The following is a 26,099-nucleotide window of genomic DNA, read 5'->3' on the forward strand; positions in this document are numbered from 1 at the left end:
TCGCTCGGTGGCGACACCGTGGCGCTGGTGCCGCAGGTTGCGCCGCCGGTCGATCCGAACGCGGAAGCCCGGCGGGATTATGAGCTTGCAGCTCAGGCCGGCACCAAGCAGGCTTGGCTATCCTTTCTCGCCGTTCATGCCAGCGGTATCTATGCCAGCTTTGCGCATGCGGCGCTCGACAAGCTCGAGGCCGCAGAAAAAATAAGTGAGAACGCCGATGCCGTACAGCGGCAGGCCGAGCAGCAGGTCCGGCAGAAGAGCGACGATTTCAGGAAACAGATCGAGGAGCAGGCGGCGCGCGAGACCGAACGGGCCACGCAGCAGATCTCCGAGCAGGCCCGGCGCGATCTGGAGAAGGAGCGCCAACGCCTCGCCGACCAGGCCAGGCGCGAGCTCGACGATGCCCGGCGGCAGGTTGCGGAGGCGCGCCGGCAGGCCGAGGACGCGGCCCTTCAGGTCGAGCAGGCGAAGAAGCAGGCCGCGCTGGAAGCGCAGCAACAGATCGAGGCGGCGAAGCGCGAGGCAGACCGGCGCGAGAAGGAGCGCCAGGCTACGCTTGCGGCTCTGACCCCGCCCGCCGCGCCGCCTGCTGCTCTCGCCGTGGCGCCGACCACTGCGCCGGCGATGGATCCTGCGGACATCGCCCGCTTGCTCCAGGCGCACCTGAAGCGCGTCGGTTGCGATCCCGTTGCGGCCGATGGCGCCTGGACTGCACCGTCGCAGAAGGCGCTCGACAGCTTCAACAGATATGCCGGCACCAAATTCGACGTCAAGATCGCAAGCCTCGATGCGCTCGATGCGGTGCGCGCCCGGCCCGATCGCATCTGTCCGCTGGTTTGTGCGAGGGGGCAAAAGGCGGTTGGCGACCGCTGCGTCCAGATCGTCTGTGACAACAAATTCGTGCTGGACGCCCAGGGCGTGTGCCAGCGGCGTCCCGATCCGCCGCCGCAGAAGCCAAAGGCTGTGTCCCGCCACGAACCGAGCTCGCGCGCGCCGTCTGCTCCGGCCAGCAGCGAGGGCGGCAAATGTTATACCTATGGCGGAAAGCAGTACTGCCAGTGATGCAACGTTGCTCGCCCCGAGTTGAGGGGCTGGTGAGATCCTCGCGTCCGTCCAGGATGCTCCCTCTACGAAGCCTCTCCCCGCGGCGGCGGATATCTCCGGGCCAGCGCCGACAGCGGCAAGTGTCGCTCGCCCTCCGGCAGCTCCAGATAGGCGAGCACGAGCGGCCGTTTCCAGTCACCGACGCCGAAATCCATCGCCATCCATTTCTGCGGTTCGGGGCCCTCGAGACCGCGCACCCAGACGAAATAGCGGGGGAGATCGTCGGTTTCCCTTTCCGTCGCGCGTCTCCTGGCCATCAAAGCTGCTCGCTGTATCATTACCTGTTACACACGATATAGGGACTGGCCCGGCGAAGTCGAACCGTCGGGGGAGGGGAGGGACTGGTCTCGTCGATCCAGTCCGCTAGGATCCGCGAGGAAGCTCCGATTTGATCTTTCGATACTGTCCTTCTAGCCTCACGTTGACGTCTCCCTCGCACGGGTGGTGCGAACGCAAGGGTTTGTTCAGTGAGGATTCTGATTGTCGAGGACGATGCCGCCATGGCGCGGGGCCTTGCCGAGCGGCTCAAGCTGTCCGGGTTCGCGGTCGATATAGAGTCCGATGGCGCTTCGGCGGCGCAGACCGCTTTGCTGGAACCCTACAGCCTCATCATCCTGGACATCAACTTGCCGAACGTGTCGGGTTTCGGCGTCCTGCACAGGATACGGCAAGCCGGGGCGACCGTTCCGGTCATGATTCTGACTGCCCGTTACGCGACCGGCGACAAGGTCAGCGGGCTCGATCTCGGCGCCGACGATTATCTCTCCAAGCCATTTGATATCGCCGAATTTGATGCCCGCGTTCGTGCGCTCGTGAGGAGGGGACAGGGGCTTCCCAATCCAACCTTGATCTGTGGCCCGCTCGCGTTCGACCGCGCCGCGGGCACGATTACATTGAGCGGCCGGCCGCTTGAATTGCGACGGCGCGAGTTTGCCGTGCTGGAGGTGCTGATGACCCGCGCCGGCAAAGTCGTGTCGAAGGAGCGCCTGATCGCGGAGGTGTTTGGCTTCGACGAGGCGGTAGCGCCGAACGCGGCGGAACTCTATGTTGGTCGCGTTCGCCAGAAACTCGGTCCCGCCGGGCCGCGGATCCGAACCGTCCGCGGGCTGGGCTATCTGCTGGAGGTATAGTGATCGCCACCTGGCGGCCGTCGTTGAGGCGAACGCTCCTCACCAATCTGGTGGCGCCCGCCATCGTACTGGCGATGGTGCTTGGACTCGGCGGTATGCTGCTGATCCAGCGCGTTGTGCAGACAGTTCATGACCGGTTGCTCGATGGGTCGGTTCTCGCTATCGCCGAACGCGTCGGCGTGGAAGATGGCGAACTGACCGTCGACTTGCCGCAGGTTGCGCTCGGCATGCTGGAAAGCCAGTCGCACGACAGCATCTATTACAGCGTGACTTATCTTGGCGAATTGATCACCGGTTACAAGGATCTTCCGCTCGCCGGGTTCGATCGATTGAAGGCCGGCGAAACCGGTCATGGCGATGGCGCGTATCGCGGCAAAGCGGTTCGTATCGGTGCGCAGGCGCGGCAGGTCTACGGCCGGCCAGGGTTGGTCGTCGTCGCAGTTGCCGAAACGGTGCAGGCGCGCCGCGTCGTCGAACGTGAAATGCTGATTGGATTGGTGATGCTCGAGGGCGGGTTGATTGGCCTCATCGCTTGCCTCGGCTGGTACGCGGTCGATCGAGGCCTGAGGCCGCTTGGCGAACTCAAGCAAGAAATCGACGCGCGCGGTATTCAGGGCGGTCCAAATCTCAATCCGCTCGACCTTTCCCGGGTGCCGCAGGAAGCTTTAGCACCGGCGCTCGCGGTAAATTCCCTGCTACAGCGGCTGGATCTGGCCATTGGACTGGTACGCCGATTCACCGCCGATGCCTCGCACCAGATGCGAACGCCATTGGCGATATTGCGGACGCATCTCGATCTGGTGCGACGCCTGGGGTCGGAGACGCCGGCGGGCAAATCTGCCCTCGACGAGGTCGATAACGCCATCAACCGCCTTGAACGGCTGCTCGGACAGCTCGTCACATTGGCTCGGGCCGACGAGCAGAACATTGCGCAACCGGCCGCGGAGAACGTTGACCTGAATGAGGTCGCCTTCAATGTCCTGTCGGAGCGTGCCCCACAGGCTTTCGCGCGCGACATCGACGTCCAGTTCGATCGATTTGACGGTCCCGCGGTCATCGCCGGCAATACCGTCCTGATTGGCGAATTGCTGGCAAACCTGATCGACAATGCCATCCGCTACAACCGACCCGGCGGGTTGGTCCTAGTTCGCGCGGTTGTTGACGCCACGACCGCGCGAATTGAAGTCGAGGATACCGGTCCGGGAATTCCGGAAGCCCATCTGGCCCGTGTCTTCGAGCGTTTCTATCGGATTCCGACGGCGAACGGACCTGAGGGCAGCGGCCTTGGACTGGCCATCGTGAAAGCGCTGTCGGACCGCCTCGGAGCTCAAATCGTGCTTGCACCTGGCCCGGAAGGCCGGGGTCTGCGGGTTTCCGTGAGCTTTCCTCTTGCCAAGCGTGACCGTGAAAGCTCAAGTTGAGGCTGGATTGTGCGCTGCTGTAGAAGTGGCCGCAGTCCCGAACCAAACTGAAGTTCGCAAGCCGATGAGGAAACGTCACGATGGCGGCTACGAGAGCCTTGGCCTTGTGCGTTGGAATCTTGCTGGCGTGGCCTGCCATGTCGGAGCAGGCGCAGCTCGGCCCTCTCAAGGGGCAAGCATCCGCTACCGCCGGAGCTCGAGAGCAACTCAACATCGTATCGACTACCCAGGACGCGGACGTCGCCGACTTGCTTGCCGATTTCCGGGCAAGTCATCCGGACATCGAGATCGTCCATACAAAGATCAATTCCAACGACATCTACAATCAAGTCGTGGATCCCTCGACCTCGAGCGCAGCCCCCGGAGACATTGTCTGGAGCTCCGCGATGGATCTGCAGATCAAGCTCGTCAATGACGGCTATGCCCAACCCTATGTGTCGAAGGAAATTGCGCATATCCCGGATTGGGCAATCTGGAAAGACGAAGCCTATGCCATCACGGCGGAGCCGATTGTCATTGTTTATAACAAGAACCTCGTTGCGGAGTCCGATGTCCCTCGAACCCGCGCAGATCTGAAGAGCCTTCTGAGCCGGAGGCGCGATACCTATCGGGGCAAGATCGCAACCTATGACCCGGAGCAGAGCGGGACCGGATTCCTGTTCATCACGCGCGATGCCGGAATCACGAGGACGACGTGGGATATGGTCCGTGCCTTTGGCGGCGCCGGTATCAAGCTCTACTCGACCACCGGAACGGTGCTTGATCGAATTTCATCCGGCGAACATCTGATCGCCTACAATATGATAGGGTCTTACGCGATCGAACGGGCCAAGGAAGATGCCTCTATCGGAATCGTGTTTCCTGCCGACTACATCACCTTGATGTCGCGCATAGCCTTCATACCGGTCACCGCGCCGCACCCGGAATCCGCGAAACTGTTTCTTGACTACTTGCTTTCGGAGCGCGGCCAGAAATTTCTCCTGGCCCGATCGGTCGGTCCTGTGCGTCTCGGCCTCGGTGCACAAGGCGTGATACCTGCGGATCGCAGCGGCGCGGTCAAGCCGATCCATATTGGTGCAGAATTGCTCACCTATCTCGATCAATCGAAACGAGCGAGCTTTCTCAAAGAGTGGCGCCGCGCATTGCAGGACCGATAGAAATCCACGGATCTGGATTTCAAACGGAACAACATCGAGAGAAGCCCCCGTATCTGCCGGCTCGTCAGGCGCGCCGTCTTCAACCCGATTTTCCTGCGGGGTGCATCAGCGACAGGTTGGTGACAGGCAGCTGATATACGATGAGGCAGCAATCGTGGCTTGAACGATCGCACCTCGCGTATCGGTCAACCCGGCCGCGATCAGGTTTCCAACACCTGCCAGACGGGTGGACAAGAGAAAAAATCATAAACGATAAAAGGGAGGACGGCATGACGGCTACCACCGGACAGTCGAAGCTTGGCATGGTGCTCCGCGTCACCAGTGGCAACTTTCTTGAGATGTTCGATTTCTTTCTGTCGGGCGTCTACGCGTCGTACATCGCCAAAGCATTCTTCCCGCTCGAAAATGAATACGCGTCATTGCTGCTGACCTTTGTCGCGTTTGGCGCAGGCTTTCTGATGCGTCCGCTCGGCGCCATCATCCTCGGCGCCTACGTGGATCGGATCGGCCGACGCCAAGGCCTGATCGTTACATTGTCGATCATGGCTGCCGGCACGGTGCTCATCGCGTTCGTGCCAAGTTACGCAACCATTGGCATATTGGCCCCGATCCTCGTCTTGGTTGGACGCCTGCTGCAAGGCTTCTCGGCTGGCGTCGAGCTTGGTGGTGTTTCCGTCTATCTCTCGGAAATGGCCACACCGGGAAAGAAGGGTTTTTACGCCAGCTGGCAATCGGCAAGTCAACAGGTCGCGATCATCGTCTCGGCCTCGCTGGGTTTCGCTCTCAATGCATGGCTTGCACCGGCGCAACTTGACGATTGGGGCTGGCGCATTCCGTTCTTCATCGGCTGCCTGATCGTTCCTTTCGTGTTCTTCATTCGACGCTCGCTGCAGGAAACCGATGAATTCCTGGCGCGGAAGCATCATCCGACACCCCGCGAGATCTATCGCTCCATCCTCGCAAACTGGAGCATTGTTCTTGCCGGGATGATGATGGTGATCATGACCACGGTGTCGTTCTACCTCATTACCGTCTACACGCCGACATTCGGCAAATCGGTCCTCAAGCTGACCGCGGCCGATGGCCTGATCGTGACGATTTGCGTGGGAATATCGAATTTCATCTGGCTTCCCATCATGGGCTCGTTGTCCGATCGGATTGGTCGTCGGCCGATCCTCATCGCCTTTTCGACTCTGGCAATTCTGACTGCATATCCCGCGCTTTCTTGGTTGGCCGCAGGCCCGACGTTCCCGAAGATGCTGACGGTCCTACTTTGGTTGTCTTTCATCTACGCCAGCTACAACGGTGCGATGATCGTCGCATTGACCGAAGTCATGCCGGTGGGTGTACGAACGTCGGGATTCTCCCTCGCATATAGTCTGGCAACGACGTTCGGCGGGTTTACGGCAGCGATCTGCACCTGGCTGATCGCTGCCACTGGTGACAATGCGTCACCGGGATATTGGATGAGCGCGGCTGCGCTCTGTGGTCTGGCCGGGACGTACCTCGTTTACAGGCCGCAGGAACGACGCGCGCTATCCGGCGCCAATTCGGTCGAGACGGTGATAGGGACGTGACCACCAAAGTGCTCGATGACGTCGACCGTCATCGAGCATGCACAGTCCCCGAATAAATGCATCGAAGGAAATTGCCGATGAGCGTGACCATCGTCGTGCGCAGGCTAGTTGCGCTGAGCTTGCTGATTGTTTTGACGGCCGCGGCGGGAATCGCCGGGGCGTCCGAGGTCAGGGTCATGATCTCTGGGGGCTTGGCGACGCCTTATAAGGAGCTCGTACCGCAGTTTGAACGCGCTACGGGAAACACGGTCGTCACGGCCTATGGCCCTTCGATGGGTACGACGGAGAACGCCATCCCCGTGCGACTGGCACGTGGGGAGGCAGCGGACGTGCTCATCATGGTCGGCGACGCGCTGGGCGAAATGATCGACCAGGGCAAGGCGGTCAGAAGCAGCCGCGTCGACCTGGTACGTTCGCCGATCGGGATCGCGGTACGCGCCGGGGCGTCAAAGCCTGACATCGGTACGCCCGACGCATTGAAACAGGCGCTGTTGAACGCGAAGTCGGTTGCGTACTCCGATAGCGCCAGCGGCGTCTATGTCGGCACTGAGCTGTTCAAGCGTCTCGGGATTGCCGCCGAGATGAAGGACAAAGCCAAAATGATTCCGGCGGAGCCGGTCGCGAGTGTTGTTGCACGCGGTGACGCCGAACTCGGCTTTCAACAAATCAGTGAACTTCTGCCGATCGCTGGAGCCGACCTTGTCGGGCCGCTCCCGCCAGACGTCCAGAAGATCACGATCTTTTCTGCAGGCATAACCTCCAGTGCCAGTCAGCCGGAAGCCGGACGGGCTCTCATTGCCTTCCTAGCTTCAGCTGCAGCTGCTCCGGCTCTGAAAAAAGCGGGTCTCGATCCCTTCGCAGCATCGGAGAAATAGACCGGCTTCAGATCTGCGGGAGGCGGACGATTCCAGGGAAGGGGGACTTTATAGTGAAGCAGTATCTCAACAGCTTCGGTGCACGCCAGACACTTGTCGTCGGTGCAAAGACCTACGCCTACTATTCGCTTGCCGCGGCGGAAAAGAATGGCCTTCCCAGCGTCTCCCGGCTGCCATTCTCCCTGAAAGTCATCATCGAGAACATGCTGCGCAACGAAGACGGCCGCAGCACGAGCAAGGCTGACATCGAGCATGCCGCGCTGTGGAGCCAGGACAAGGGCTCGGCCGAGAAGGAAATCGCCTTCAGGCCGGCCCGGGTGCTGATGCAGGATTTCACCGGCGTTCCGGCAGTCGTCGATCTTGCCGCGATGCGCGACGCCATGAAATCCCTCGGCGGAGATCCACAAAAGATCAATCCGCTGGTGCCCGTGGATCTCGTCATCGATCACTCCGTCATCGTCGATGCTTTCGGCAATGGTCGGGCGCTGGCCAGGAACGTCGAGCTCGAATACCAGCGCAACGGCGAGCGATATCGCTTCCTGAAATGGGGGCAGGGCGCATTCTCGAATTTCCGGGTGGTCCCTCCGGGGACCGGTATCTGCCACCAGGTCAACCTGGAATTCCTGGCTCAGACGATCTGGACCGGCCCGGCCGAAGACGGCGAGAGTGAACTGGCCTATCCCGATACGTTGGTCGGCACGGATTCGCACACTACGATGGTCAACGGCCTGGCCGTACTCGGATGGGGTGTCGGCGGTATCGAGGCTGAGGCTGTCATGCTCGGCCAGCAAATTTCGATGCTGCTGCCGCAAGTCGTCGGTTTCAAGCTCACCGGCCGGCTCAAGGAGGGCGTCACGGCGACCGATCTTGTGCTGACCGTGACGCAGATGCTGCGCAAGCGCGGCGTCGTGGGCAAATTCGTCGAGTTCTACGGCCCGGGGCTCGACGACATGACGGTGGCGGACCGTGCGACCATTGCGAATATGGCGCCGGAATATGGCGCGACCTGCGGCTTCTTCCCGATCGACCAGCGAACGATTGACTATCTGACCACCACCGGCCGCGATGCCGCCCGCGTCGCGCTGGTCAAGGCCTATGCCGAAGCCCAGGGCATGTGGCGCTCCGCCGATACCCCGGATCCGGTGTTCACGGACTCCCTGCAACTCGACATGACCGATGTCGTGCCGTCGATCGCCGGACCAAAGCGGCCACAGGATCGCGTGACGCTCGATACCGCGAAAAGTGCCTTCCTCGGCGCTATGGATCAGGAGTTCCGGCAAATCGCGCAGACCGGCACGCGGCATCGCGTCGAAGGCGAAAACTTCGATCTCGGTCACGGCGACGTGGTGATCGCCGCCATCACGTCGTGCACGAACACGTCGAATCCCGGCGTCATGCTGGCGGCAGGACTGCTGGCGCGCAATGCCGTCGCCAAAGGGCTGAGGACAAAGCCATGGGTCAAGACCTCGCTCGCGCCGGGGTCGCAGATCGTCGAGGAGTACTTCAGGAAATCGGGTCTTCAAACCGATCTCGACAGGCTCGGCTTTAATGTGGTCGGTTTCGGCTGCACGACCTGCATCGGAAATTCCGGCCCGCTTCAGGAAGCAATCTCCGACACCATCTCGGGCAACGACCTCGTGGCGGTCGCGGTTCTCTCCGGCAATCGCAACTTCGAGGGGCGGGTCAATCCGGACGTGCGGGCGAACTATCTGGCGTCGCCGCCGCTGGTCGTCGCCTATGCGCTTGCCGGATCGATGGCATTGGATCTGGTGAAGGAGCCGCTTGGCCTGGGCAGCGATGGAAAGCCGGTGTATCTGCGGGATATCTGGCCCTCGAGCAAGGATGTGCAGGATTGCATCGATCGCACGATCGGCAGCGAGATGTTCAAGGCGCGCTATTCGGACGTCTTCAGCGGCGATACCAACTGGAAGAATATCGGCGTCACCAAGGGGCAAACCTACGAGTGGGACCAGGTTTCGACTTATGTCCAGAACCCACCATACTTCGTCGGGATGACCAGGGAGCCGACGCCTCCCACCGACGTGATCAATGCACGCATTCTTGGCATGTTTCTCGATTCGATCACCACCGATCACATCTCGCCCGCTGGTTCGATCAAGGAAAGCAGTCCCGCCGGGCGTTATCTGCGCGACCACCAGATCCGCGTCGTCGACTTCAATCAATACGGCACCCGCCGCGGCAACCATGAAGTGATGATGCGGGGCACGTTCGTCAACATCCGCATCAAGAACCAGATGGTGAAGGACGAAGCCGACAAGGTGGTCGAAGGCGGCTATGCCATTCACCAGCCGAGTGGCCAGCGGATGTCGATCTACGATGCCGCCATGCGCTACCAGGCCGACAAGGTGCCGCTGGTGGTCTTCGCCGGCAAGGAATACGGCACAGGTTCGTCGCGCGATTGGGCGGCCAAGGGCACCAACCTTCTCGGTATTCGCGCCGTTATTGCCGAAAGTTTTGAGCGCATTCACCGATCCAACCTCGTCGGCATGGGCGTGATGCCGCTGGTGTTCGAGGAGGGTACGTCCTGGCGGTCGCTCGGACTGAAAGGCGACGAGATCGTGACCTTGCGCGGAATCGAGAGCGGCCTGCTGCCGCGCCAGAAGCTTGCGATCGAGATCCGTGGGTCCGATGGCGCGAGTAGGGCCGCGGTCCCCTTGACCTGCCGCATCGATACGCTCGACGAGCTCGAATATTTCCGCAACGGCGGAATTCTTCAATACGTCTTACGCCAACTGGCCGTCTAGCCCCGACCGATCATGAGGACGCCATGACTTCAACTGCTGCGCAGCCATCGCACATGGAAAAGGAAACGATGCGGAAGGTGACGTTCCGCATCATTCCCTTCCTGATGGTCTGTTACTTCATCGCGTTCGTCGACCGCGTCAACGCCGGTTTCGCCGCGCTGCAGATGAACCAGGATATCGGCCTCTCGTCGGCCGCGTTCGGCCTTGGAGGCGGGCTGTTCTACATCACCTATGTCCTTTGCGAGGTGCCTAGCAATCTGGCGATGGAGAAGGTAGGAGCCCGGCTCTGGATCGCGCGGATCATGATTACGTGGGGCATCGTCGCCGCATGCATGGCGCTGGTGGTTGGGCCCAACTCGTTTTATCTCGTGCGAATGTTGCTGGGAGCTGCCGAGGCAGGGTTCTTTCCGGGCGTCATTCTCTATTTGACCTACTGGTTCCCCGCCGAATACCGCGGCCGGATCGTCGCGATCTTCATGGTTGCCATTCCGATTTCGAGTTTCCTCGGCTCGCCGATTTCCGCCTCGTTGCTGCAGCTTGAGGGATATCTCGGCTATCACGGCTGGCAGTGGATGTTCGTGCTGGAGGCGGTACCTGCGGTCCTTCTCGGCATCGCCTCGTTCTTCGTGCTGCCCAACGGTCCTGCCAATGCGCGATGGCTCACCGATGCGCAGCGCAACTGGCTGGCCAATAGATTGGCCGCCGACACTTCTTCGCCGAAAAAGGCCGCGGCGCATTTGTCGCTTTGGCAGGTCGTGTCCAACAAATATGTTCTCGCCGCGTCGCTGATCTATGCCGGCGCGTCCGGCTCGAGCCAGGTTCTGTCGCTGTGGCAGCCCCAGATCATCAAGTCGTTCGGCCTGAGCAACATGGAAACCGGGTTGGTCAATTCCATCCCGTTCGGAATTGCATCGGTGCTGATGGTGCTCTGGGGCCGGAATTCGGATCGCACGCGCGAGCGAACCTGGCACACCGCGATTCCGCTGCTGCTCTTGGCGGTCAGCCTTTCGCTTGCTCCATTCACCAGTGCGCTGCTTCCGGTGGTCCTGTTGCTGTGTGTCTCCGTCACCGCCACCTACATCGTCAAGGGGCCGTTCTGGGCGCTTGCGACGGAATGGATGTCGGCTGGCGTTGCCGCCGCCGCGATCGCGCAGGTCAACGCGATTGGAAATATCGGCGGATTCCTGGGGAGCTATCTGCTCGGCGTGATCAAGGATGCCACTGGCAGCTACTCACTGGGGCTGCTGCCGCTTGCCGCTCTGTCCGGCGCGGGATGCATCATGGTGCTGGCGCTCGGCCGAAATCCGCAACGCGACGCCGTGGCCGTGCAGGAGCCAGTCCATTGAACGCCGGGCCAACGTTTCGAAGGACGCCGGCTGAGAACGCCGTTTCATTCATGGGGATTTGCGATGACCACAGCTAAATCACTGCAGAAGCGGCCCGCCACGCTCATTCCAGGCGACGGTATCGGCCCCGAGATCGTGAAATCGGCCGTCGACATTCTCGAAGCGCTAGGCTCTCCATTCGAATGGGATATCCAGCAGGGTGGCTTGGCCGCGATCGAGGATTGCCGTGATCCGCTGCCGCAGGCGACGCTGGACAGCATCCGGCGCACGCGGCTTGCCCTGAAGGGCCCGCTAACGACCCCGGTGGGGGGAGGATTCCGCTCGATCAATGTTCGTCTGCGCGAGGAGTTCGGCCTTTACGCCAATCTGCGGCCGGTTCGAAGCATGGTTCCCGGAGGACGATTCGACGAAATCGATATCGTGCTGGTCCGAGAGAACCTCGGCGGCCTCTATGTCGCTTTCGAACACTACATCCCGATCGGGGACGATCCGCACGCGGTCGCCATTTCGACCGGGGTCAATACCCGCGAAGGATCGCGCAAGATCATCGAATTCGCATTCGACTACGCGCTCAAGAACGGTCGCAAGAAGGTGACCGTCGTGCACAAGGCCAACGTGCTGAAGGCGCTGACCGGCATCTTTCTCGAGGTCGGTCACGAGGTTGCAAAGAAATACGAAGGCAAGGTCAAGATGGACGATCGAATCGTCGATGCGACCGCCATGCAGCTCGTCATGAATCCCTGGCAGTTCGACGTCATCGTCACCACCAATTTGTTCGGTGACATCCTGTCCGATCAGCTCGCCGGCCTGGTCGGCGGCCTCGGTATGGCGCCCGGTGCCAACATCGGACCGGATGCGGCGATCTTCGAGGCCGTGCACGGCTCGGCGCCGGATATCGCTGGTAAGGGAATCGCCAATCCGCTCGCTTTGCTGCTGGCAGTCGGGCTGATGCTGGAGCACATTGATCAGCCTGATCTCGCAATCCGTCTTAGAGCGGCAATTGATCAGGTCTTGCGCAAGGACGGCGTCCGCACGCCCGATCTGGGCGGAAAGGCGTCCACTGGCGACTTCACGCGAAGCATCATCCGTCGGTTGGGAGGGTAAGCAATGACCGCTATTGTTGCGTCGCACGCGGCAATCCCCGTTGATAGCACGGCGCAAAAGCTCTCGCGTATCAAAGCGATCGTGGCTGCCTCGTCGGGAAACCTGGTCGAGTGGTACGACTTTTATGCTTACGCATTTACCTCGATCTATTTCGCGGCCGCGTTCTTCCCGTCGGGCGACCAGACCAGCCAGTTGCTGGCGACGGCGGGCATTTTCGCCGTAGGGTTCTTCATGCGGCCGCTCGGTGGCTGGCTGTTCGGTTGGATCGCCGACGCGCATGGCCGCAAGAATTCGATGGTGCTGTCGGTGCTCCTGATGTGTGCCGGATCCCTGATGATCGGGATGCTGCCCACGTACCAAACAATCGGCGCGGCGGCGCCGGCTTTGCTGCTGTTTGCGCGCATGGCGCAAGGCCTGTCGGTCGGCGGAGAATATGGAACGGCGGCAACTTATATGAGCGAGATTGCCGGCAAGGGCAACCGCGGGTTCTATTCGTCCTTCCAGTATGTCACGCTCATCGGCGGACAACTTCTCGCGCTCCTCGTCGTAGTGGTTCTGCAGCAGACCTTGTCGATCGACGAGTTGAAGGAATGGGGATGGCGGGTTCCATTCCTGTTCGGAGCCGTCGCAGCCGTTGTGGCGTTGTATCTCCGCCGCTCGTTGCAGGAAACGGCGTCGGCAGAGACCATGCATCGCAAGGAGGCTGGTTCTCTCGCCGGCCTCTGGCATCACAAGCGCGCGCTGCTGATCGTTCTCGCATTCACGATCGGCGGATCGCTGTTTTTCTATACGTTTACGACCTACATGCAGAAGTTCCTGGTCAATAGCGTGAAGCTGGATGCCAAGGTGGTCAGCTCGATCATGACCGCTGCCCTGATCGCCTTCATGCTGCTGCAGCCGGCGTTCGGGATGCTCTCGGACCGGATTGGTCGCCGCAACAACATGCTTCTGTTCAGCGGATGCGCGACGCTGGCCGCGGTGCCGCTGTTGATGATGTTGTCCAGCACGACCAGCGTCTATGCCGTTTTCGGCCTGATCATGGTCGGCCTCATGATTGCATGTTTCTACACCTCGATTAGCGGCGTCGTGAAGGCCGAGCTGTTTCCGCCCGAGGTACGCGCGCTTGGGGTCGGGCTTCCTTACGCTATTGCAAATGCGATGTTCGGCGGAACCGCCGAGTATGTTGCGTTGTCACTGAAATCGTCCGGATACGAAACGGTATTCTTCTGGTACGTCGCGGCGATGGCTTTCGTTGCCTTCATTGCCTCGCTCTGGATGCCAGACACGAGGACGCGAGGCTATCTCGAAGGCGATGGCCGGATCTGATCGAACACCACGGGCCTCGTCCATGCGTGGGATGGTGTCTGCTGAGAAGTGAATTGAAAGGGAGACGCGCTAATGCCGAAGGGTTCAGATCTACTGGTTGCCGCGCTCGAGAACGAGGGCGTCGACCGGATTTTCGGTGTTCCCGGTGAAGAGAACCTCGATGTCGTGGAAAGCCTGCGCAACTCTTCGATCAAGCTGATCCTGACACGCCACGAGCAAGGCGCGGCCTTCATGGCCGCGACTTATGGACGGCTGACCGGCAAGCCCGGCGTGTGCATCACCACGCTTGGCCCTGGCGCATTGAACCTGACAACTGGCGCCGCCTACGCGCTGCTCGGTGCCATGCCCATGATCATGCTCACGGGTCAGAAGGGCATCATGAGCAGCCGGCAGGCCAAATTCCAGATCGTCGACGTGGTCAGCGCTTTCAAGCCGTTGACCAAGCTGTCGCTCCAGATCGTCAGTACGACAAGCATTCCGACGATCGTTCGCGATGCCTTCCGGATCGCCATGGAAGAGCGTCCGGGTCCGGTTCTCCTGGAACTGCCCGAGGACATCGCGGGCGAGGAAGCCGAAGACGTCGCGATGGTGGCGCCGCATCCGATCGAGATTCCGGTCGCTCATCGTGCCTCGCTGGACCGCGCCGCCGACATGATCCTCAAGGCCAAGCGGCCATTGATCATGCTCGGCGCCGCCGCGTCCCGGCCGCGCAGCACGGCTGGCATCGGTGGCTTCGTCCGCCGCACGAAAATTCCGTTCTTCACCACACAAATGGGCAAAGGAACGGTACCTGGCGGCAGCAATCTCTACATGGGAACGGCGGCGCTCAGCGAGCGCGATTACGTGCATGAAGCGGTCGACCGGGCCGACCTGATTATTGCCATCGGTCACGACACGATCGAAAAGCCGCCATTCATCATGGGCCCGAAAGGTCCTCAAGTCATCCACGTCAGCTACACGCCGGCCAACGTGGAGCGGGTCTACTTTCCGCAATGCGAAGTGGTCGGCGATGTCGGGCCGAGCCTGGAGTTGCTGGCCGACCGTCTCGAGGGGCGATTGCATCATGCCGGCGCGCTGTTGAGCCTTCGCGAGGGCATCTTGGCCCGGATCGGCGATCGCGCCACCGAGGAGCGCTGGCCGCCGACACCGCAACGCATCGTGCACGATGTGCGAAAGGTCATTCCCGAAGACGGCGTCGTCGCGCTGGATAACGGGATGTACAAGATCTGGTTCGCCCGCAACTACCGCACCTATGTGGCGAACACGCTGCTGCTGGATAACGCGCTCGCGACAATGGGCGCCGGGCTGCCATCCGCCATGATGGCGGCGATGTTGCATCCGGAACGTCGCGTGCTCGCGGTCTGCGGCGACGGCGGCTTCATGATGAATTCGCAGGAGATGGAAACCGCGGTTCGCCTCAAATTGAATCTCGTCGTGCTGATCCTGGAAGATTCGGCCTATGGCATGATCCGCTGGAAACAGGCGGTCGATAGTTTCCCGGACTTCGGCCTTACGTTCGGCAATCCGGATTTCGTCAAATATGCCGAGAGCTACGGCGCGAGAGGCTCGCGGGTCGAAAGCACGGATTCATTGATTCCGACGCTCGAAAACGCGTTCAAGGGCGGCGGTGTGCACCTCGTCGTGGTGCCGATCGACTACAGCGAAAATACACGCGTGCTCGTGGATGAACTTCGCGAGAAGCTGAAACAGGTCGTTGAGCCGGCCGTGTGAGCCGTCGGCAAGGGTCGATTGAGCAGCTGAGCTGAAATTGGCGTGGTCGTAACGCCGGCAATGGAGAGTGCAATGAGTGAGCAGATCAACGAGCAGGCCGAGAAGATGCGGGAAATGGCGCAGACCACGCTCGACAAGGCGAAAGAGGCCGTGTCGAAGTACATAACCGAATCCCAGAAATTGAGAGAGAAGGCCGATTCCAGCGTTCGCTCAACCTATTCGGCTGCGAAGGAGATGAACGAAAGAGCCGTCGCGTTCGCCGAGGAAAATGTGGCTTCGGGTTTCGAGCTTGCGCAACGGCTGTTGCATGCCAAGGACCCGCAGGAAATGAGCGCGGTTTATCAAAGCCATCTCAAGGAGCAGATGGACAAAATGAACGCGCAGTTTCGCGAGCTTGCAAGTGCGATGAGCCCACCGTCGACCGTCGACCTGAATAAGTGAGGCCGGTTGCCTCAAATCGAGATCAAATCGCCTGATCACTGGATGTTGCTTGCACGCGGTCCGAGCGCGGACGATGCATCATCCTCAAGACAATCGTATCGCGGTGTGTCGGGGAGGCTCCAGGGTGGGCACAGAAAAGTCAGATACAGTGATCCATGACGTGCCGGCCGGCTGGTCACAGCGGGCTCATGCTGACGCTGCGAAATACAGCCGCATGTATGCCTCGTCGGTATCGACGCCGGATGCTTTCTGGGCGGAGCACGGCAAGCGGATCGACTGGATCAAGCCGTTCACGAAGGTGAAGAACACGTCCTTCGCGCCCGGCAACGTCTCGATCAAGTGGTTCGAGGACGGCACCACGAATGTCGCCACGAACTGCATCGACCGGCATCTTGCCCGGCGTGCCGGCCAGGTCGCGATCATCTGGGAGGGCGACGATCCCGCCGAATCCAGGCACATCACCTACGCGGAGTTGCACGATCAGGTCTGTCGTTTCGCCAATGTCCTGAAAAGTCACGGTGTGAAGAAAGGCGACACCGTCACGATCTACCTGCCCATGATTCCGGAAGCCGCCTATGCCATGCTCGCCTGCGCGCGGATCGGGGCGGTCCATTCCATCGTGTTCGGCGGGTTCTCGCCGGATGCGCTGGCCGGGCGCATCGAGGGCTGCCAGTCCAAAGTCGTGATCACCGCCGATGAGGGGTTGCGCGGCGGCCGCAAGGTACCGCTGAAGGTCAATGCCGACGACGCGGTCAAGAAGGCGACCGGCATCGTCAAGACGGTGATCGTGGTCAAGCGCACCGGCGGTGCAATCGACTGGGTCGACGGCCGCGACGTCTGGTACGCGGACGAAGTGGCAAAGGCTTCGACCGATTGCGCGCCGGTCGAAATGAATGCGGAGGACCCGCTGTTCCTTCTCTACACGTCGGGTTCAACCGGTGCTCCAAAGGGCGTCGTTCACAGCACGGGTGGCTATCTCGTTTTTGCGTCGATGACGCACCAATATGTGTTCGACTATCACGACGGCGATGTCTACTGGTGCACCGCCGATGTCGGCTGGGTCACCGGCCACAGCTACATCGTCTACGGCCCGCTGGCCAACGGCGCGACCACGCTGATGTTCGAGGGGATACCGAATTATCCCTCGACATCGCGCTTTTGGCAAGTCGTCGACAAACACAAGGTCAACATCTTCTACACCGCGCCGACCGCGATCCGTTCGTTGATGGGGGCGGGCGAAGGGCCGGTCAAACAGACCAGCCGTGCATCGCTGCGGTTGCTCGGCTCGGTCGGCGAGCCGATCAATCCGGAAGCGTGGGAATGGTATCACCGCGTCGTCGGTGATGGACGTTGTCCGATCGTCGACACCTGGTGGCAGACCGAGACCGGCGGCATCCTGATCTCGCCGCTTCCCGGCGCGACGGCCTTGAAGCCCGGTTCGGCAACCCTGCCGTTTTTCGGGGTGATGCCGGAAGTGGTGGACGCAAATGGCGTCGTGCTGACCGGCGCGTGCGAAGGCAATCTCGTCATTGCGGACTCCTGGCCGGGCCAGATGCGCACGGTCTATGGTGATCACGAACGCTTCATGCAGACCTATTTCGCGACATATCCGGGCAAGTATTTCACCGGCGATGGCTGCCGCCGCGATGCCGACGGGTACTACTGGATCACCGGTCGCGTCGACGACGTCATCAACGTCTCCGGTCATCGCATGGGGACCGCCGAAGTCGAAAGCGCGCTCGTTGCCCACCAGAAAGTCTCCGAAGCCGCCGTCGTCGGCTTTCCGCACGACATCAAGGGGCAGGGCATCTACGCCTACGTCACGTTGATGTCCGATGCGGAGCCATCCGGGGAATTGCGCAAGGAGCTGGTGGCCTGGGTCCGCAAGGAGATCGGACCGATCGCCGCACCTGACGTCATTCAGTTTGCGCCGGGCCTGCCCAAGACCCGCTCTGGAAAGATCATGCGTCGGATTTTGCGCAAGATCGCCGAGGACGAAGTCGGCGCGCTCGGCGATACCTCGACCCTGGCCGATCCCGCCGTGGTCGACGATCTCATCAAGAATCGCCACGGCCGAAAGCCGGTGTCGACATGAATATTGAAGCGATTTCGATCGGTGACAACCCTCCTGAAGACGTCAATGTCATCATCGAGGTTCCGATCGGCGGTGAACCGATCAAATACGAAATGAACAAGGCGGCCGGCGCGCTGTTTGTCGATCGCTTCCTGTATACGCCGATGCGCTATCCCGGAAATTACGGCTTCGTGCCGCACACGCTTTCAGACGATGGCGATCCGATCGACGTCCTCGTGGCCAATTCGCGGCCGATCGCTCCCGGCGCCGTAATCAATGTGCGGCCGATCGGCGTGCTCAAGATGGACGACGAGGGCGGCGGCGACGAGAAGATCATCGCCGTGCCGATGCCGAAACTGACGATGCGCTATGCCCACGTCAACGGGATCGCTGACATGCCGCAGATCGCGATCGAGCAGATCCAGCACTTCTTTGAGCACTACAAGGATCTGGAGCCTGGGAAGTGGGTGAAGGTGATCGGATGGGGCGACAGTGCCGAAGCGCGCCGGCTGATCGTCGAGGCCATCGCGCGAGCAAAGAGCTGAAACCGAGATATGGGCAACGATATGAGATTGGTTCTGTTGGGGCCGCCAGGCGCAGGCAAGGGCACGCAGGCGACGAGGATCGTGACTCGATTTGCGATCCCGCAATTGTCGACCGGCGACATGCTGCGCGAAGCGGTCGCGCAAGGCACGGCTGCGGGATTGCGGGTCAAGCACATCATGGATCGCGGTGAACTCGTGCCCGACGATGTCGTGGTGTCCGTGATCGCCAACCGAATCGATCATTCCGACGCGGCAAGCGGCTTTATCCTTGACGGCTTCCCGCGCACGGTCGCCCAGGCCGAAGCGCTCGATCGGGAACTCGCCACCCGGGGCATCAAGCTCGATGCCGTGCTCGAGCTCGAGGTCGACGAAGGTGCGCTGCTCGACCGCATCAAGGGGCGCGCCGACGAGGCGGCAAGCCGAGGCGAGCCGGTGCGCCGCGACGATAATCCCGAGGTCTTCAAGACCCGGCTCGACGTTTATCGCGAGCAAACCGCGCCGGTCACGCAATACTACCGGTCTCAGGGACTGCTCAACATCGTCGACGGTTTGCAGCCGATTGACGCCGTGACCGAACAGCTCGCCGCGGCGCTTGCGGCAGTAACGTCCGATCAGATCAGGAGTGATGTCAGATGAAAGCGTTTACCTTCCAGGCGCCGCCCAACATCCTGTTCGAGGCAGGCGCCTCGAAAAAGCTGGCGGAGTTGGTCGCTGGATACGCGGCAAAACGTGTCCTGCTGGTGACCGACAAGGGTGTACGCAATGCCGGCCTGACTAAGAACGCCGAGGCTGGCCTGATTGCCGGCGGCTGCGAGCTGACAATATTCGAGGACGTGGAGGCGGATCCGCCGTCGCATATCATCGAGCGGGCGGTCGCACTTTGCCGTGACAAGGACATCGAGCTGGTTGCCTCGATCGGCGGCGGCAGCGCGCTCGATACCGCGAAATTGGTGGCCTATCTGGCCAAGACACCTGATCGCCTCGAAGATATCTACGGCGTCGGTCTTGCCAAGGGCGAACGCCTTCCGCTGCTGCTGGTGCCGACAACGGCCGGAACGGGCTCGGAGGTGACCCCGATCGCGATCGTCACCACGCCGACGACTGAGAAAAAGGGCGTCGTTGCGCCCCGCCTGCTTCCGGACTGGGCGATCCTTGATCCGGAGCTGACGCTCGGCCTGCCCGCGCATGTCACCGCGGCGACCGGCATCGACGCCATGGTCCATGCCATCGAAGCCTATACCAGCAAGCACCGGAAGAATCCGATGTCGGACCAGTTGGCGCGGCAGGCTCTCGCGCTCCTGTCGGCGAATGTCCGGACGGTCTGTGCGGACGGATCTAATCTCGAAGCGCGGTCGCAAATGCTGCTGGGTTCGATGCTGGCCGGCATGGCGTTCGCCAATTCCCCGGTTGCCGCCGTGCACGCGCTGGCCTATCCGATCGGCGCGCTGTTCCACGTGCCGCATGGCCTATCGAATGCCTTGGTGCTGACCCAGGTGCTGCGGTTCAATTTGCCGGAGGCAGAAGGCCTCTACGCCGAACTGGCGCCGATCGTCGATCCCAAGTCGGAAGGAATGAGTGTCAGCCAGCGGGCACGGCTGTTCGTCGATGCGATCGCGGCGATCTGCCGGGATTGCAACGTGCCGGCCTCGCTGGCCGATGTCGGCATCGCGAAAGGCGACCTGAAGAAGCTCGCCGAGGACGCGATGAAGCAGACGCGGCTTCTCGTCAACAATCCCAGGGAATTGAGCTTCGACGATGCGCTGGCGATCTACACCGAGGCGTTCGGCAACCGCGCGGCGGCCTGAACGGGCACACAAACAGTGAGCAGCATGAGCGAGAACAATAAACCGGCTTCCGCCGATTCCGATCCTGGCGTCGAATGGACGAAGCTTTGGCAGACGATGGCGGAATCCTCAAACCGCATGGTCGAGGCGTGGTCGGGGTCGATGGCACCGTTCATGATGGCGCGTCTGTCCGAGAAGCCGGGTGGATTTGGCGACGGCAACGAATTGTCCGCGGCGATCGAGCGAATGGCGCAGGGGCCGCGGCTTGCCGACGTCTGGGACATCGACCGGAAAATGGCGTTGGCCTTTGGCGCCTGGATCGAGATGCGCCAGCGGCTTGCGAGCTACAATGCGGTTGCCGCCGCGCCCTGGCCCGAAGCGTCGAAGCGGTTTTACGAGACGATGTCCGCAACCGGTAGCGGTGGCTCCCCACCTCCGGACTGGCGCGAGGCGTTCGCCAAATGGAGCGAAATCTCCAACGAGGAACTTATCCGTAACCAGCGCACCGACGGCTTTTTGCAAGCTCAGAAAGAGCTACTCCAGGCGGGACTCAAATTACGGAGCCGGCAGGATGACGTGGCTGAAGCTGCGTCAGCCATGTTGGGCCTGCCGACTCGCAAGGATTTCGACGATGTGACGCGGCAATTGACCGAACTCCGCCGTGAAGTCCGTACGCTCTCCCGCCAGATGCGCGACCAGAAGAGCGAAGGCGCACGATGAGCGACCAGGAGAATCAGACCTCGCGCTTCGCCCGCGACATGGCGGCCAACGCCGAGAAAATGTTCAAGGCGACACAGCTCATCGCCAACACGCGGGACGAAGACGTCGTCATCGGCACGACGCCGAAGCATCTCGTCATGCGCCGCGACAAGGTCGAGCTGTTCCATTACGAGCCGCTGGCGGAAGCGACCGCGAAGACGCCCGTCCTTTTGGCCTACGGCCTGATCGGGCGGTATACCATGGCTGATTTACAGCCGGACCGTTCGCTGGTGCGCAGCCTGCTCTCAAAAGGGCTCGATCTCTGGCTGATCGACTGGGGCCAGCCGGGCCGAACCGAGCGATGGCTGAAGATTGATGATTACGTCAATGACTACATCGATGCCGCGGTCGACCGCATCGCGCAGGAAACCGGCCATGACAAGATCACGCTGCTCGGCATCTGCGAAGGCGGCGTCTTTACGACGTGCTACGCCGCTCTGCATCCGGAGAAGGTGAAAAATCTCGTTATCACCATCACCCCGATCGATTTCCATGCCGACGTCAACGACAAGGCCGCGCACCACGGTTTCCTCAATATCTGGACCCGGAGCCTCGATCCCGATGACATCGACAAGCTGGTCGATACCTATGGCGTGCTGCCGGGCGAGTTCATGAGCTCGGTGTTTTCGATGATGACGCCGATGCGCTCGCTGACGAAATACAATGTCGATCTCATCGACGTCGTCGATGACGAGGCGAAGTTCATGAATTTCCTCCGCATGGAAAAGTGGCTCGCGGACCGTCCGCATCATCCCGGCGAAGCGGCAAAGCAGTGGCTGAAGGATCTCTACCAGGAGAACCGCTTGGTCGATGGCAGCTTTGAACTGTCCGGCCGTCGGGTCGATCTGAAGTCGATCACGGCTCCGGTGCTGAATGTTTTCGCGCTGGACGACCATATCATTCCGCCGGACTGCTCGCGTGCGCTCGCAGCGAAGATCGGCAGCACGGATTACACTGAAATTCCGCTGCCCGGCGGCCATGTCGGCCTGTTCGTCTCCAGCAAATCACAGGGCAAGCTGAGCCAGAGCATTGCCGACTGGTTGGTCGCCCGCGACGCCAATCCCGGAAGTGAAGCCTGATGCGCAACAAGATCGTCGACGCCGCCGAGGCGGTGGCCATCATCCGTTCCGGTGACACCGTCGCGTCGTCCGGCTTCGTCGGCGTGGGAACGCCCGATGAGATCATCAAGGCGCTGGAGCGGCGCTTCGTGCAGACCGGAGAGCCGCGGGACCTTTCGCTGGTGTTCGCGGCGGCGCCGGGGGACGGCGCCGATCGCGGCCTCAATCGCCTGGCGCATCCCGGCCTGATCAAACGCCTGGTCGGCGGACATTTCGGCCTGGTTCCGAAGCTCGCCCGGATGGCGGTCGACAATCACGTCGAGGCTTATAACTTGCCGCTCGGATGCGTATCGCATCTGTTTCGCGAAATTGCGGGGCGCAAGGCCGGGCTTCTCTCCAAGGTCGGGCTCGGCACCTTCGTCGATCCAGTCAACGGCGGCGGAAAGCTGAATGCGCGCACCACCGAAGAGCTGGTGCGGTTGATCGAAATCGACGGCGAGCAATGGCTCTTCTACAAGGCATTTCCGATCAACGTTGCGATCATCAGAGGTACCACCGCCGACCACAACGGCAACATCTCGATGGAAAAGGAGGCGCTGACCCTCGATAATCTGGCGCTGGCAACGGCCGCCAAGAACTGCAAGGGATTCGTCATCGCGCAGGTGGAGCGCATCGCCGCCTCCGGCTCGCTCAATCCGCGCCATGTCAAAATTCCGAGTGTCTTGATCGACTGCGTCGTCGTTGCGCAGCCCGAAAATCATGTCCAGACCTATGCCACCGGCTACAACGGCGCGTTCTCGGGTGAATTGCGTGCGCCGGCCGATCGCAATGTTCCGATGGCGCTGGATAACCGCAAGATCATTGCGCGCCGCTGCGCCCTGGAACTGCCGATGGGCGGCGTGGTCAATCTCGGCATCGGCATGCCCGAGGGCGTTGCGTCGGTTGCCGCCGAAGAGAAGCTATTCGACTTTGTGACGCTGACCGCCGAGCCCGGCATCATCGGCGGCATTCCGCAAGGCGGCCTCGATTTCGGCGCTTCGATCAATGCAGAATCGATCATCGACCAGAACCAGATGTTCGATTTCTACGACGGCGGCGGGCTCGATCTGGCCTGTCTCGGCATGGCTCAGGTCAATGGCCGCGGGGACGTCAACGTCAGCCTGTTCAATGGCCGCCTGGCCGGCGCCGGAGGCTTCATCAACATATCCCAGAATGCGCGGCGGCTGATCTTCGCAGGCACCTTTACCACCGGCGGCCTCAAGACGTCGGTCGTGGATGGTCAGCTCAAGATCCTCGGCGAAGGCAAGTCCTCGAAATTCATCGACAAGGTGGATCAGATCACGTTTTCGGGCAAGCTTGCCGCAATCAACAGGCAGCCCGTTCTCTATGTGACGGAGAGATGCGTGTTCCGGCTCACTTCCGAGGGTCTCGAACTGATCGAGATCGCACCAGGTATCGATATGGAGCGCGACATTCTCGCTCTCATGGGTTTTCCGCCCATCATCCGCTCGCCGAAATCCATGGATGTTTCGCTGTTCAGCGAAGCGCTGATGCAGCTCGACGACCGGCTGCTCAATCGCCCGCTGGCGGAGCGGCTGTCATATGATGCCGATCGCAACACGCTGTTTCTCGGTCTCGACGGCTATCGAGTCCATTCCGACGCCGATGTCGAGGTGATCCGGGCCGCCATCCTAGAAATCTTTAACCGGGTCGGACATCGGTTTTCCGCTGTGATCAACTACGATTCGTCCGATATCGCGTCCCACATGACGGACAAGTGGTTTTCGATGGCCGCCGAAATCGAGCGGACCTGCTACGATCATGCCTCGCGCTACACCACCAGCGCATTCATGCGCCTGAAGCTCGGCGACGCGCTGTCCCGCCGCGACGTCGCACCGCATATCTTCGAAACGTCGGCCGATGCCCACCAGTTTGTCGAATAGACCGATGGGGCTGAAATCCACCGAGTTGCGCCCCGCGGACTGGCCTGTAGGACGGCAGAGGGCGCCCGACCGCACCGGATCGGTGCGCGGGCTGACCCGGCGCAGTTTCCATCGCATCGCATTCACGGATTGGGGGCCCACGCCCGCGGTGCGGCCAGTGCTCTGCGTCCATGGGTTGACCAGAAACGGTCGGGACTTCGATCACCTCGCCGCAGTTCTCGCGATGGCAGGGCGGCAGGTCGTCTGCCCGGACTTGCCGGGCCGCGGACAAAGCGAACGGCTGCACGACAGCAGCGACTATGCCTTGCCGCAATATTGCAGCGACATGACCGTGTTGATGGCAGCTCTTGATGCAACGGAGATCGATTGGGTTGGAACGTCGCTGGGCGGCCTGATCGGGATGGTGCTGGCTGCCCTTCCGGGCAGTCCGATCCGTCGCATCGTCATCAACGATATCGGACCCTATCTGCCCTGGACCGGATTGCTTCGCCTCGGCGCCAATCTCAACGATGCGCCAAAATCCTTTGAGACGATCGAACAGGCCGAAGGCTACTACCGGCGGGTTCTGGCTCCGTTCGGGCGATTGGAGGATGCGCACTGGCGGCATCTGACGACGCATAGTGTGGTCTGGAGCGCGGAGGGGCGCTGTTTCAGGCCGCTGTGCGATCCGAATATCGCCCATGCCTTTCGAAATCCTTGGCACTACAGCGTCGATCTCTGGAAATACTGGGACGCGATCGACATCCCCGTTCTTGTGATACGCGGGCAGCAATCGGATTTGCTTTCCGAAGGCGTCCTCAGGGACATGATGCGGCGCAATCGCAATGTCCGCGTTCACACCGTGGCGGACTGCGGGCATGCGCCGGCCCTGATCGCTGACGAACAGATCGAGGTCGTGACACAGTTTCTGAGCGGCCACGACTCCACTTGACGCTGAGCGCTTTGTGAATTGCTCACTCGCTTTTCCAGATCCTGCCCTCGACCGATCTTGAAAATTTCTCCCCACTAAATGAGGTAGATGTAGCTGTCTTTAGAACGCGCCGCTTTTTCTTCCGCTTCAGGCGGGAACAGCTCCGCAACGTCGGCAAATTCCTCGTGCTCGACACCCACTTGCGAACTCGTGCAAGCATCTGCATGTTTGACATCGTCGGCGGTCACGAGAATCCCTAGGCGACGACGGCAATGATGACAAGGAGAACCGCATGATCAAGATCAACCTGATGTACCCATACACCGAAGGCGCGCGCTTTGACCACGCCTACTACCGCGACCGGCACATGCCGATGGTGAAGGCCAAGCTGGGAAGTGTCTGCGCCTACTACACCGTCGAAAAGGGCCTGGCCGGCAGAGCGCCCGGTGCGCCGCCCGCCTACGTGGCGATGTGCGCTTTCATCTGTACTTCGGCCGAGGGCTATCAGGCCGCCGTGGAGGAGCACGCCGCCGAGATCCGGGGCGACCTCGCCAACTACACCGACATCGTGCCGGTGCTCCAGTTCAGCGAGGTTGTCGTCGAGCGGTCGGATCGTTGAACGCACCGGATCGGGCCTGACGACACCCGGGCGCCTGGTATCGGCCGTAAGCACCGGTAACACACTCGCCAGGACCATCCGGCTGAGAACGCAAATAACATAAGGCGGCCAGGTGATGCATCGTCGGTCGTGCGGGATCGAGATCATTTGGTACCTGCAAATGCATCGATACATTTTCCGTTCTTGAGAAATCCTGAGCCGAGGTGTCTTGCGAGCAGCGAGGCGATTGGTTTGATGGTGAATGTCCATCGAGAAGGCATTGCCTACTCACGACTAAACCGGATCTGTCGTTGGAAATCTCCGTGCATGTTGTTGCGAGTCCTGTCGAATGGCCTCGCTTGATTAGGCGGATAAAAATATTGAACGTGCGCGGCGTGCGAGCGCGATGGCATCGCGATGCGTTTCGTGATCCAATGGGCGGAGCGCTGTG

At 61.1% G+C, this 26,099-nt stretch carries 22 protein-coding genes and 1 pseudogene; 21 read left to right on the top strand and 2 right to left on the bottom strand.

Annotated elements, in window-relative coordinates; genetic code table 11:
- Positions 1 to 1,062 (top strand): annotated as a pseudogene (locus AC0L3C_RS25220) (caspase family protein); the annotation flags it as partial.
- Between the two features lie 65 nt (positions 1,063 to 1,127).
- On the opposite strand, the gene AC0L3C_RS25225 reads toward AC0L3C_RS25220, so the two are convergent.
- Positions 1,128 to 1,361 carry a hypothetical protein gene (locus AC0L3C_RS25225; RefSeq protein WP_473263872.1) on the bottom strand — a complete coding sequence of 78 codons (234 nt, stop codon included), beginning with the start codon at positions 1,359 to 1,361 and terminating at the stop codon, positions 1,128 to 1,130.
- A 210-nt stretch (positions 1,362 to 1,571) separates the two neighbouring features.
- Between AC0L3C_RS25225 and AC0L3C_RS25230 the strand changes: the two genes are divergently transcribed.
- The 19 genes from AC0L3C_RS25230 to AC0L3C_RS25320 all read left to right on the top strand — a co-directional run bounded on the left by AC0L3C_RS25230 (position 1,572) and on the right by AC0L3C_RS25320 (position 25,071).
- Positions 1,572 to 2,234, top strand: coding sequence for a response regulator (locus AC0L3C_RS25230; protein ID WP_473263871.1), 663 nt, complete (start codon positions 1,572 to 1,574; stop codon positions 2,232 to 2,234).
- A complete protein-coding gene (locus tag AC0L3C_RS25235) occupies positions 2,234 to 3,655 on the top strand; it encodes a sensor histidine kinase (RefSeq protein WP_473409218.1) in 1,422 nt (473 codons plus the stop codon). The genes AC0L3C_RS25230 and AC0L3C_RS25235 overlap by 1 nt, the downstream gene beginning before the upstream one ends.
- Before the next feature lie 137 nt (positions 3,656 to 3,792).
- The gene (locus AC0L3C_RS25240) at positions 3,793 to 4,812 is read left to right on the top strand and encodes an ABC transporter substrate-binding protein (protein ID WP_473409219.1); all 1,020 of its coding nucleotides are present in this window, start codon (positions 3,793 to 3,795) and stop codon (positions 4,810 to 4,812) included.
- A 269-nt stretch (positions 4,813 to 5,081) separates the two neighbouring features.
- Positions 5,082 to 6,389 (top strand): tricarballylate/proton symporter TcuC, encoded by a 1,308-nt coding sequence (gene tcuC / locus AC0L3C_RS25245; protein WP_473409220.1) that lies wholly within the window; start codon positions 5,082 to 5,084, stop codon positions 6,387 to 6,389.
- A gap of 77 nt (positions 6,390 to 6,466) precedes the next feature.
- Positions 6,467 to 7,264 (top strand): substrate-binding domain-containing protein, encoded by a 798-nt coding sequence (locus AC0L3C_RS25250; protein WP_473409221.1) that lies wholly within the window; start codon positions 6,467 to 6,469, stop codon positions 7,262 to 7,264.
- A gap of 50 nt (positions 7,265 to 7,314) precedes the next feature.
- Positions 7,315 to 10,029, top strand: a complete 2,715-nt coding sequence (acnA, locus tag AC0L3C_RS25255) for an aconitate hydratase AcnA (RefSeq protein ID WP_473409289.1) — start codon at positions 7,315 to 7,317, stop codon at positions 10,027 to 10,029.
- A gap of 23 nt (positions 10,030 to 10,052) precedes the next feature.
- Positions 10,053 to 11,375 carry an MFS transporter gene (locus AC0L3C_RS25260; RefSeq protein WP_473409222.1) on the top strand — a complete coding sequence of 441 codons (1,323 nt, stop codon included), beginning with the start codon at positions 10,053 to 10,055 and terminating at the stop codon, positions 11,373 to 11,375.
- A gap of 63 nt (positions 11,376 to 11,438) precedes the next feature.
- On the top strand, positions 11,439 to 12,479 hold the full coding sequence (locus AC0L3C_RS25265; RefSeq protein ID WP_473283531.1) for an isocitrate/isopropylmalate dehydrogenase family protein: 1,041 nt from the start codon (positions 11,439 to 11,441) through the stop codon (positions 12,477 to 12,479).
- A gap of 3 nt (positions 12,480 to 12,482) precedes the next feature.
- Complete coding sequence (locus AC0L3C_RS25270) at positions 12,483 to 13,805, top strand: MFS family transporter (protein WP_473263864.1); 1,323 nt, start codon at positions 12,483 to 12,485, stop codon at positions 13,803 to 13,805.
- 72 nt (positions 13,806 to 13,877) lie between these two features.
- A complete protein-coding gene (locus AC0L3C_RS25275) occupies positions 13,878 to 15,536 on the top strand; it encodes an acetolactate synthase large subunit (RefSeq protein ID WP_473409223.1) in 1,659 nt (552 codons plus the stop codon).
- Positions 15,537 to 15,608: 72 nt separating this feature from the next.
- A complete protein-coding gene (locus tag AC0L3C_RS25280; protein ID WP_007597440.1) occupies positions 15,609 to 15,977 on the top strand; it encodes a phasin family protein in 369 nt (122 codons plus the stop codon).
- A 124-nt stretch (positions 15,978 to 16,101) separates the two neighbouring features.
- Positions 16,102 to 18,072 carry an acetate--CoA ligase gene (gene acs / locus AC0L3C_RS25285; RefSeq protein ID WP_473263861.1) on the top strand — a complete coding sequence of 657 codons (1,971 nt, stop codon included), beginning with the start codon at positions 16,102 to 16,104 and terminating at the stop codon, positions 18,070 to 18,072.
- Positions 18,069 to 18,596, top strand: coding sequence for an inorganic diphosphatase (gene ppa / locus AC0L3C_RS25290; RefSeq protein WP_354169193.1), 528 nt, complete (start codon positions 18,069 to 18,071; stop codon positions 18,594 to 18,596). The genes acs and ppa overlap by 4 nt, the downstream gene beginning before the upstream one ends.
- Positions 18,597 to 18,617: 21 nt before the next feature.
- A complete protein-coding gene (locus AC0L3C_RS25295; RefSeq protein WP_473263860.1) occupies positions 18,618 to 19,232 on the top strand; it encodes an adenylate kinase in 615 nt (204 codons plus the stop codon).
- Positions 19,229 to 20,401, top strand: coding sequence for an iron-containing alcohol dehydrogenase (locus AC0L3C_RS25300; RefSeq protein ID WP_473409224.1), 1,173 nt, complete (start codon positions 19,229 to 19,231; stop codon positions 20,399 to 20,401). Before AC0L3C_RS25295 ends, AC0L3C_RS25300 begins: the two co-directional genes overlap by 4 nt.
- A gap of 24 nt (positions 20,402 to 20,425) precedes the next feature.
- The gene (locus AC0L3C_RS25305; RefSeq protein WP_473409225.1) at positions 20,426 to 21,100 is read left to right on the top strand and encodes a poly(R)-hydroxyalkanoic acid synthase subunit PhaE; all 675 of its coding nucleotides are present in this window, start codon (positions 20,426 to 20,428) and stop codon (positions 21,098 to 21,100) included.
- Complete coding sequence (gene phaC, locus AC0L3C_RS25310) at positions 21,097 to 22,218, top strand: class III poly(R)-hydroxyalkanoic acid synthase subunit PhaC (RefSeq protein ID WP_473409226.1); 1,122 nt, start codon at positions 21,097 to 21,099, stop codon at positions 22,216 to 22,218. Before AC0L3C_RS25305 ends, phaC begins: the two co-directional genes overlap by 4 nt.
- Positions 22,218 to 24,140 carry an acyl CoA:acetate/3-ketoacid CoA transferase gene (locus AC0L3C_RS25315; RefSeq protein ID WP_473263856.1) on the top strand — a complete coding sequence of 641 codons (1,923 nt, stop codon included), beginning with the start codon at positions 22,218 to 22,220 and terminating at the stop codon, positions 24,138 to 24,140. The genes phaC and AC0L3C_RS25315 overlap by 1 nt, the downstream gene beginning before the upstream one ends.
- An 82-nt stretch (positions 24,141 to 24,222) precedes the next feature.
- Positions 24,223 to 25,071: an alpha/beta fold hydrolase gene (locus AC0L3C_RS25320; protein ID WP_473409227.1), complete on the top strand. Its 849-nt coding sequence runs from the start codon at positions 24,223 to 24,225 to the stop codon at positions 25,069 to 25,071.
- A gap of 74 nt (positions 25,072 to 25,145) precedes the next feature.
- On the opposite strand, the gene AC0L3C_RS25325 is transcribed toward AC0L3C_RS25320, so the two are convergent.
- Positions 25,146 to 25,298: a hypothetical protein gene (locus AC0L3C_RS25325; protein WP_473409228.1), complete on the bottom strand. Its 153-nt coding sequence runs from the start codon at positions 25,296 to 25,298 to the stop codon at positions 25,146 to 25,148.
- Positions 25,299 to 25,342: 44 nt separating this feature from the next.
- Here AC0L3C_RS25325 and AC0L3C_RS25330 point away from each other — a divergent pair, with 44 nt between their 5' ends.
- Positions 25,343 to 25,669 (top strand): EthD family reductase, encoded by a 327-nt coding sequence (locus AC0L3C_RS25330; protein ID WP_473263853.1) that lies wholly within the window; start codon positions 25,343 to 25,345, stop codon positions 25,667 to 25,669.
- Positions 25,670 to 26,099 lie beyond the last annotated feature (430 nt).

The sequence above is a fragment of the Bradyrhizobium sp. WSM4872 genome (assembly GCF_055811715.1).

What these genes read in the sequence shown, in the direction of transcription:
- AC0L3C_RS25265 (WP_473283531.1), top strand. Translation starts at nt 11,439, where the DNA reads ATGACCACAGCTAAATCACTGCAGAAGCGGCCCGCCACGCTCATTCCA.
- phaC (WP_473409226.1), top strand. Translation starts at nt 21,097, where the DNA reads ATGAGCGACCAGGAGAATCAGACCTCGCGCTTCGCCCGCGACATGGCG.
- tcuC (WP_473409220.1), top strand. Translation starts at nt 5,082, where the DNA reads ATGACGGCTACCACCGGACAGTCGAAGCTTGGCATGGTGCTCCGCGTC.
- AC0L3C_RS25275 (WP_473409223.1), top strand. Translation starts at nt 13,878, where the DNA reads ATGCCGAAGGGTTCAGATCTACTGGTTGCCGCGCTCGAGAACGAGGGC.
- AC0L3C_RS25300 (WP_473409224.1), top strand. Translation starts at nt 19,229, where the DNA reads ATGAAAGCGTTTACCTTCCAGGCGCCGCCCAACATCCTGTTCGAGGCA.
- ppa (WP_354169193.1), top strand. Translation starts at nt 18,069, where the DNA reads ATGAATATTGAAGCGATTTCGATCGGTGACAACCCTCCTGAAGACGTC.
- AC0L3C_RS25240 (WP_473409219.1), top strand. Translation starts at nt 3,793, where the DNA reads ATGTCGGAGCAGGCGCAGCTCGGCCCTCTCAAGGGGCAAGCATCCGCT.
- AC0L3C_RS25225 (WP_473263872.1), bottom strand. Translation starts at nt 1,361, where the DNA reads ATGGCCAGGAGACGCGCGACGGAAAGGGAAACCGACGATCTCCCCCGC.
- AC0L3C_RS25250 (WP_473409221.1), top strand. Translation starts at nt 6,467, where the DNA reads ATGAGCGTGACCATCGTCGTGCGCAGGCTAGTTGCGCTGAGCTTGCTG.
- AC0L3C_RS25330 (WP_473263853.1), top strand. Translation starts at nt 25,343, where the DNA reads ATGATCAAGATCAACCTGATGTACCCATACACCGAAGGCGCGCGCTTT.
- AC0L3C_RS25295 (WP_473263860.1), top strand. Translation starts at nt 18,618, where the DNA reads ATGAGATTGGTTCTGTTGGGGCCGCCAGGCGCAGGCAAGGGCACGCAG.
- AC0L3C_RS25315 (WP_473263856.1), top strand. Translation starts at nt 22,218, where the DNA reads ATGCGCAACAAGATCGTCGACGCCGCCGAGGCGGTGGCCATCATCCGT.
- AC0L3C_RS25305 (WP_473409225.1), top strand. Translation starts at nt 20,426, where the DNA reads ATGAGCGAGAACAATAAACCGGCTTCCGCCGATTCCGATCCTGGCGTC.
- AC0L3C_RS25270 (WP_473263864.1), top strand. Translation starts at nt 12,483, where the DNA reads ATGACCGCTATTGTTGCGTCGCACGCGGCAATCCCCGTTGATAGCACG.
- AC0L3C_RS25280 (WP_007597440.1), top strand. Translation starts at nt 15,609, where the DNA reads ATGAGTGAGCAGATCAACGAGCAGGCCGAGAAGATGCGGGAAATGGCG.
- AC0L3C_RS25260 (WP_473409222.1), top strand. Translation starts at nt 10,053, where the DNA reads ATGACTTCAACTGCTGCGCAGCCATCGCACATGGAAAAGGAAACGATG.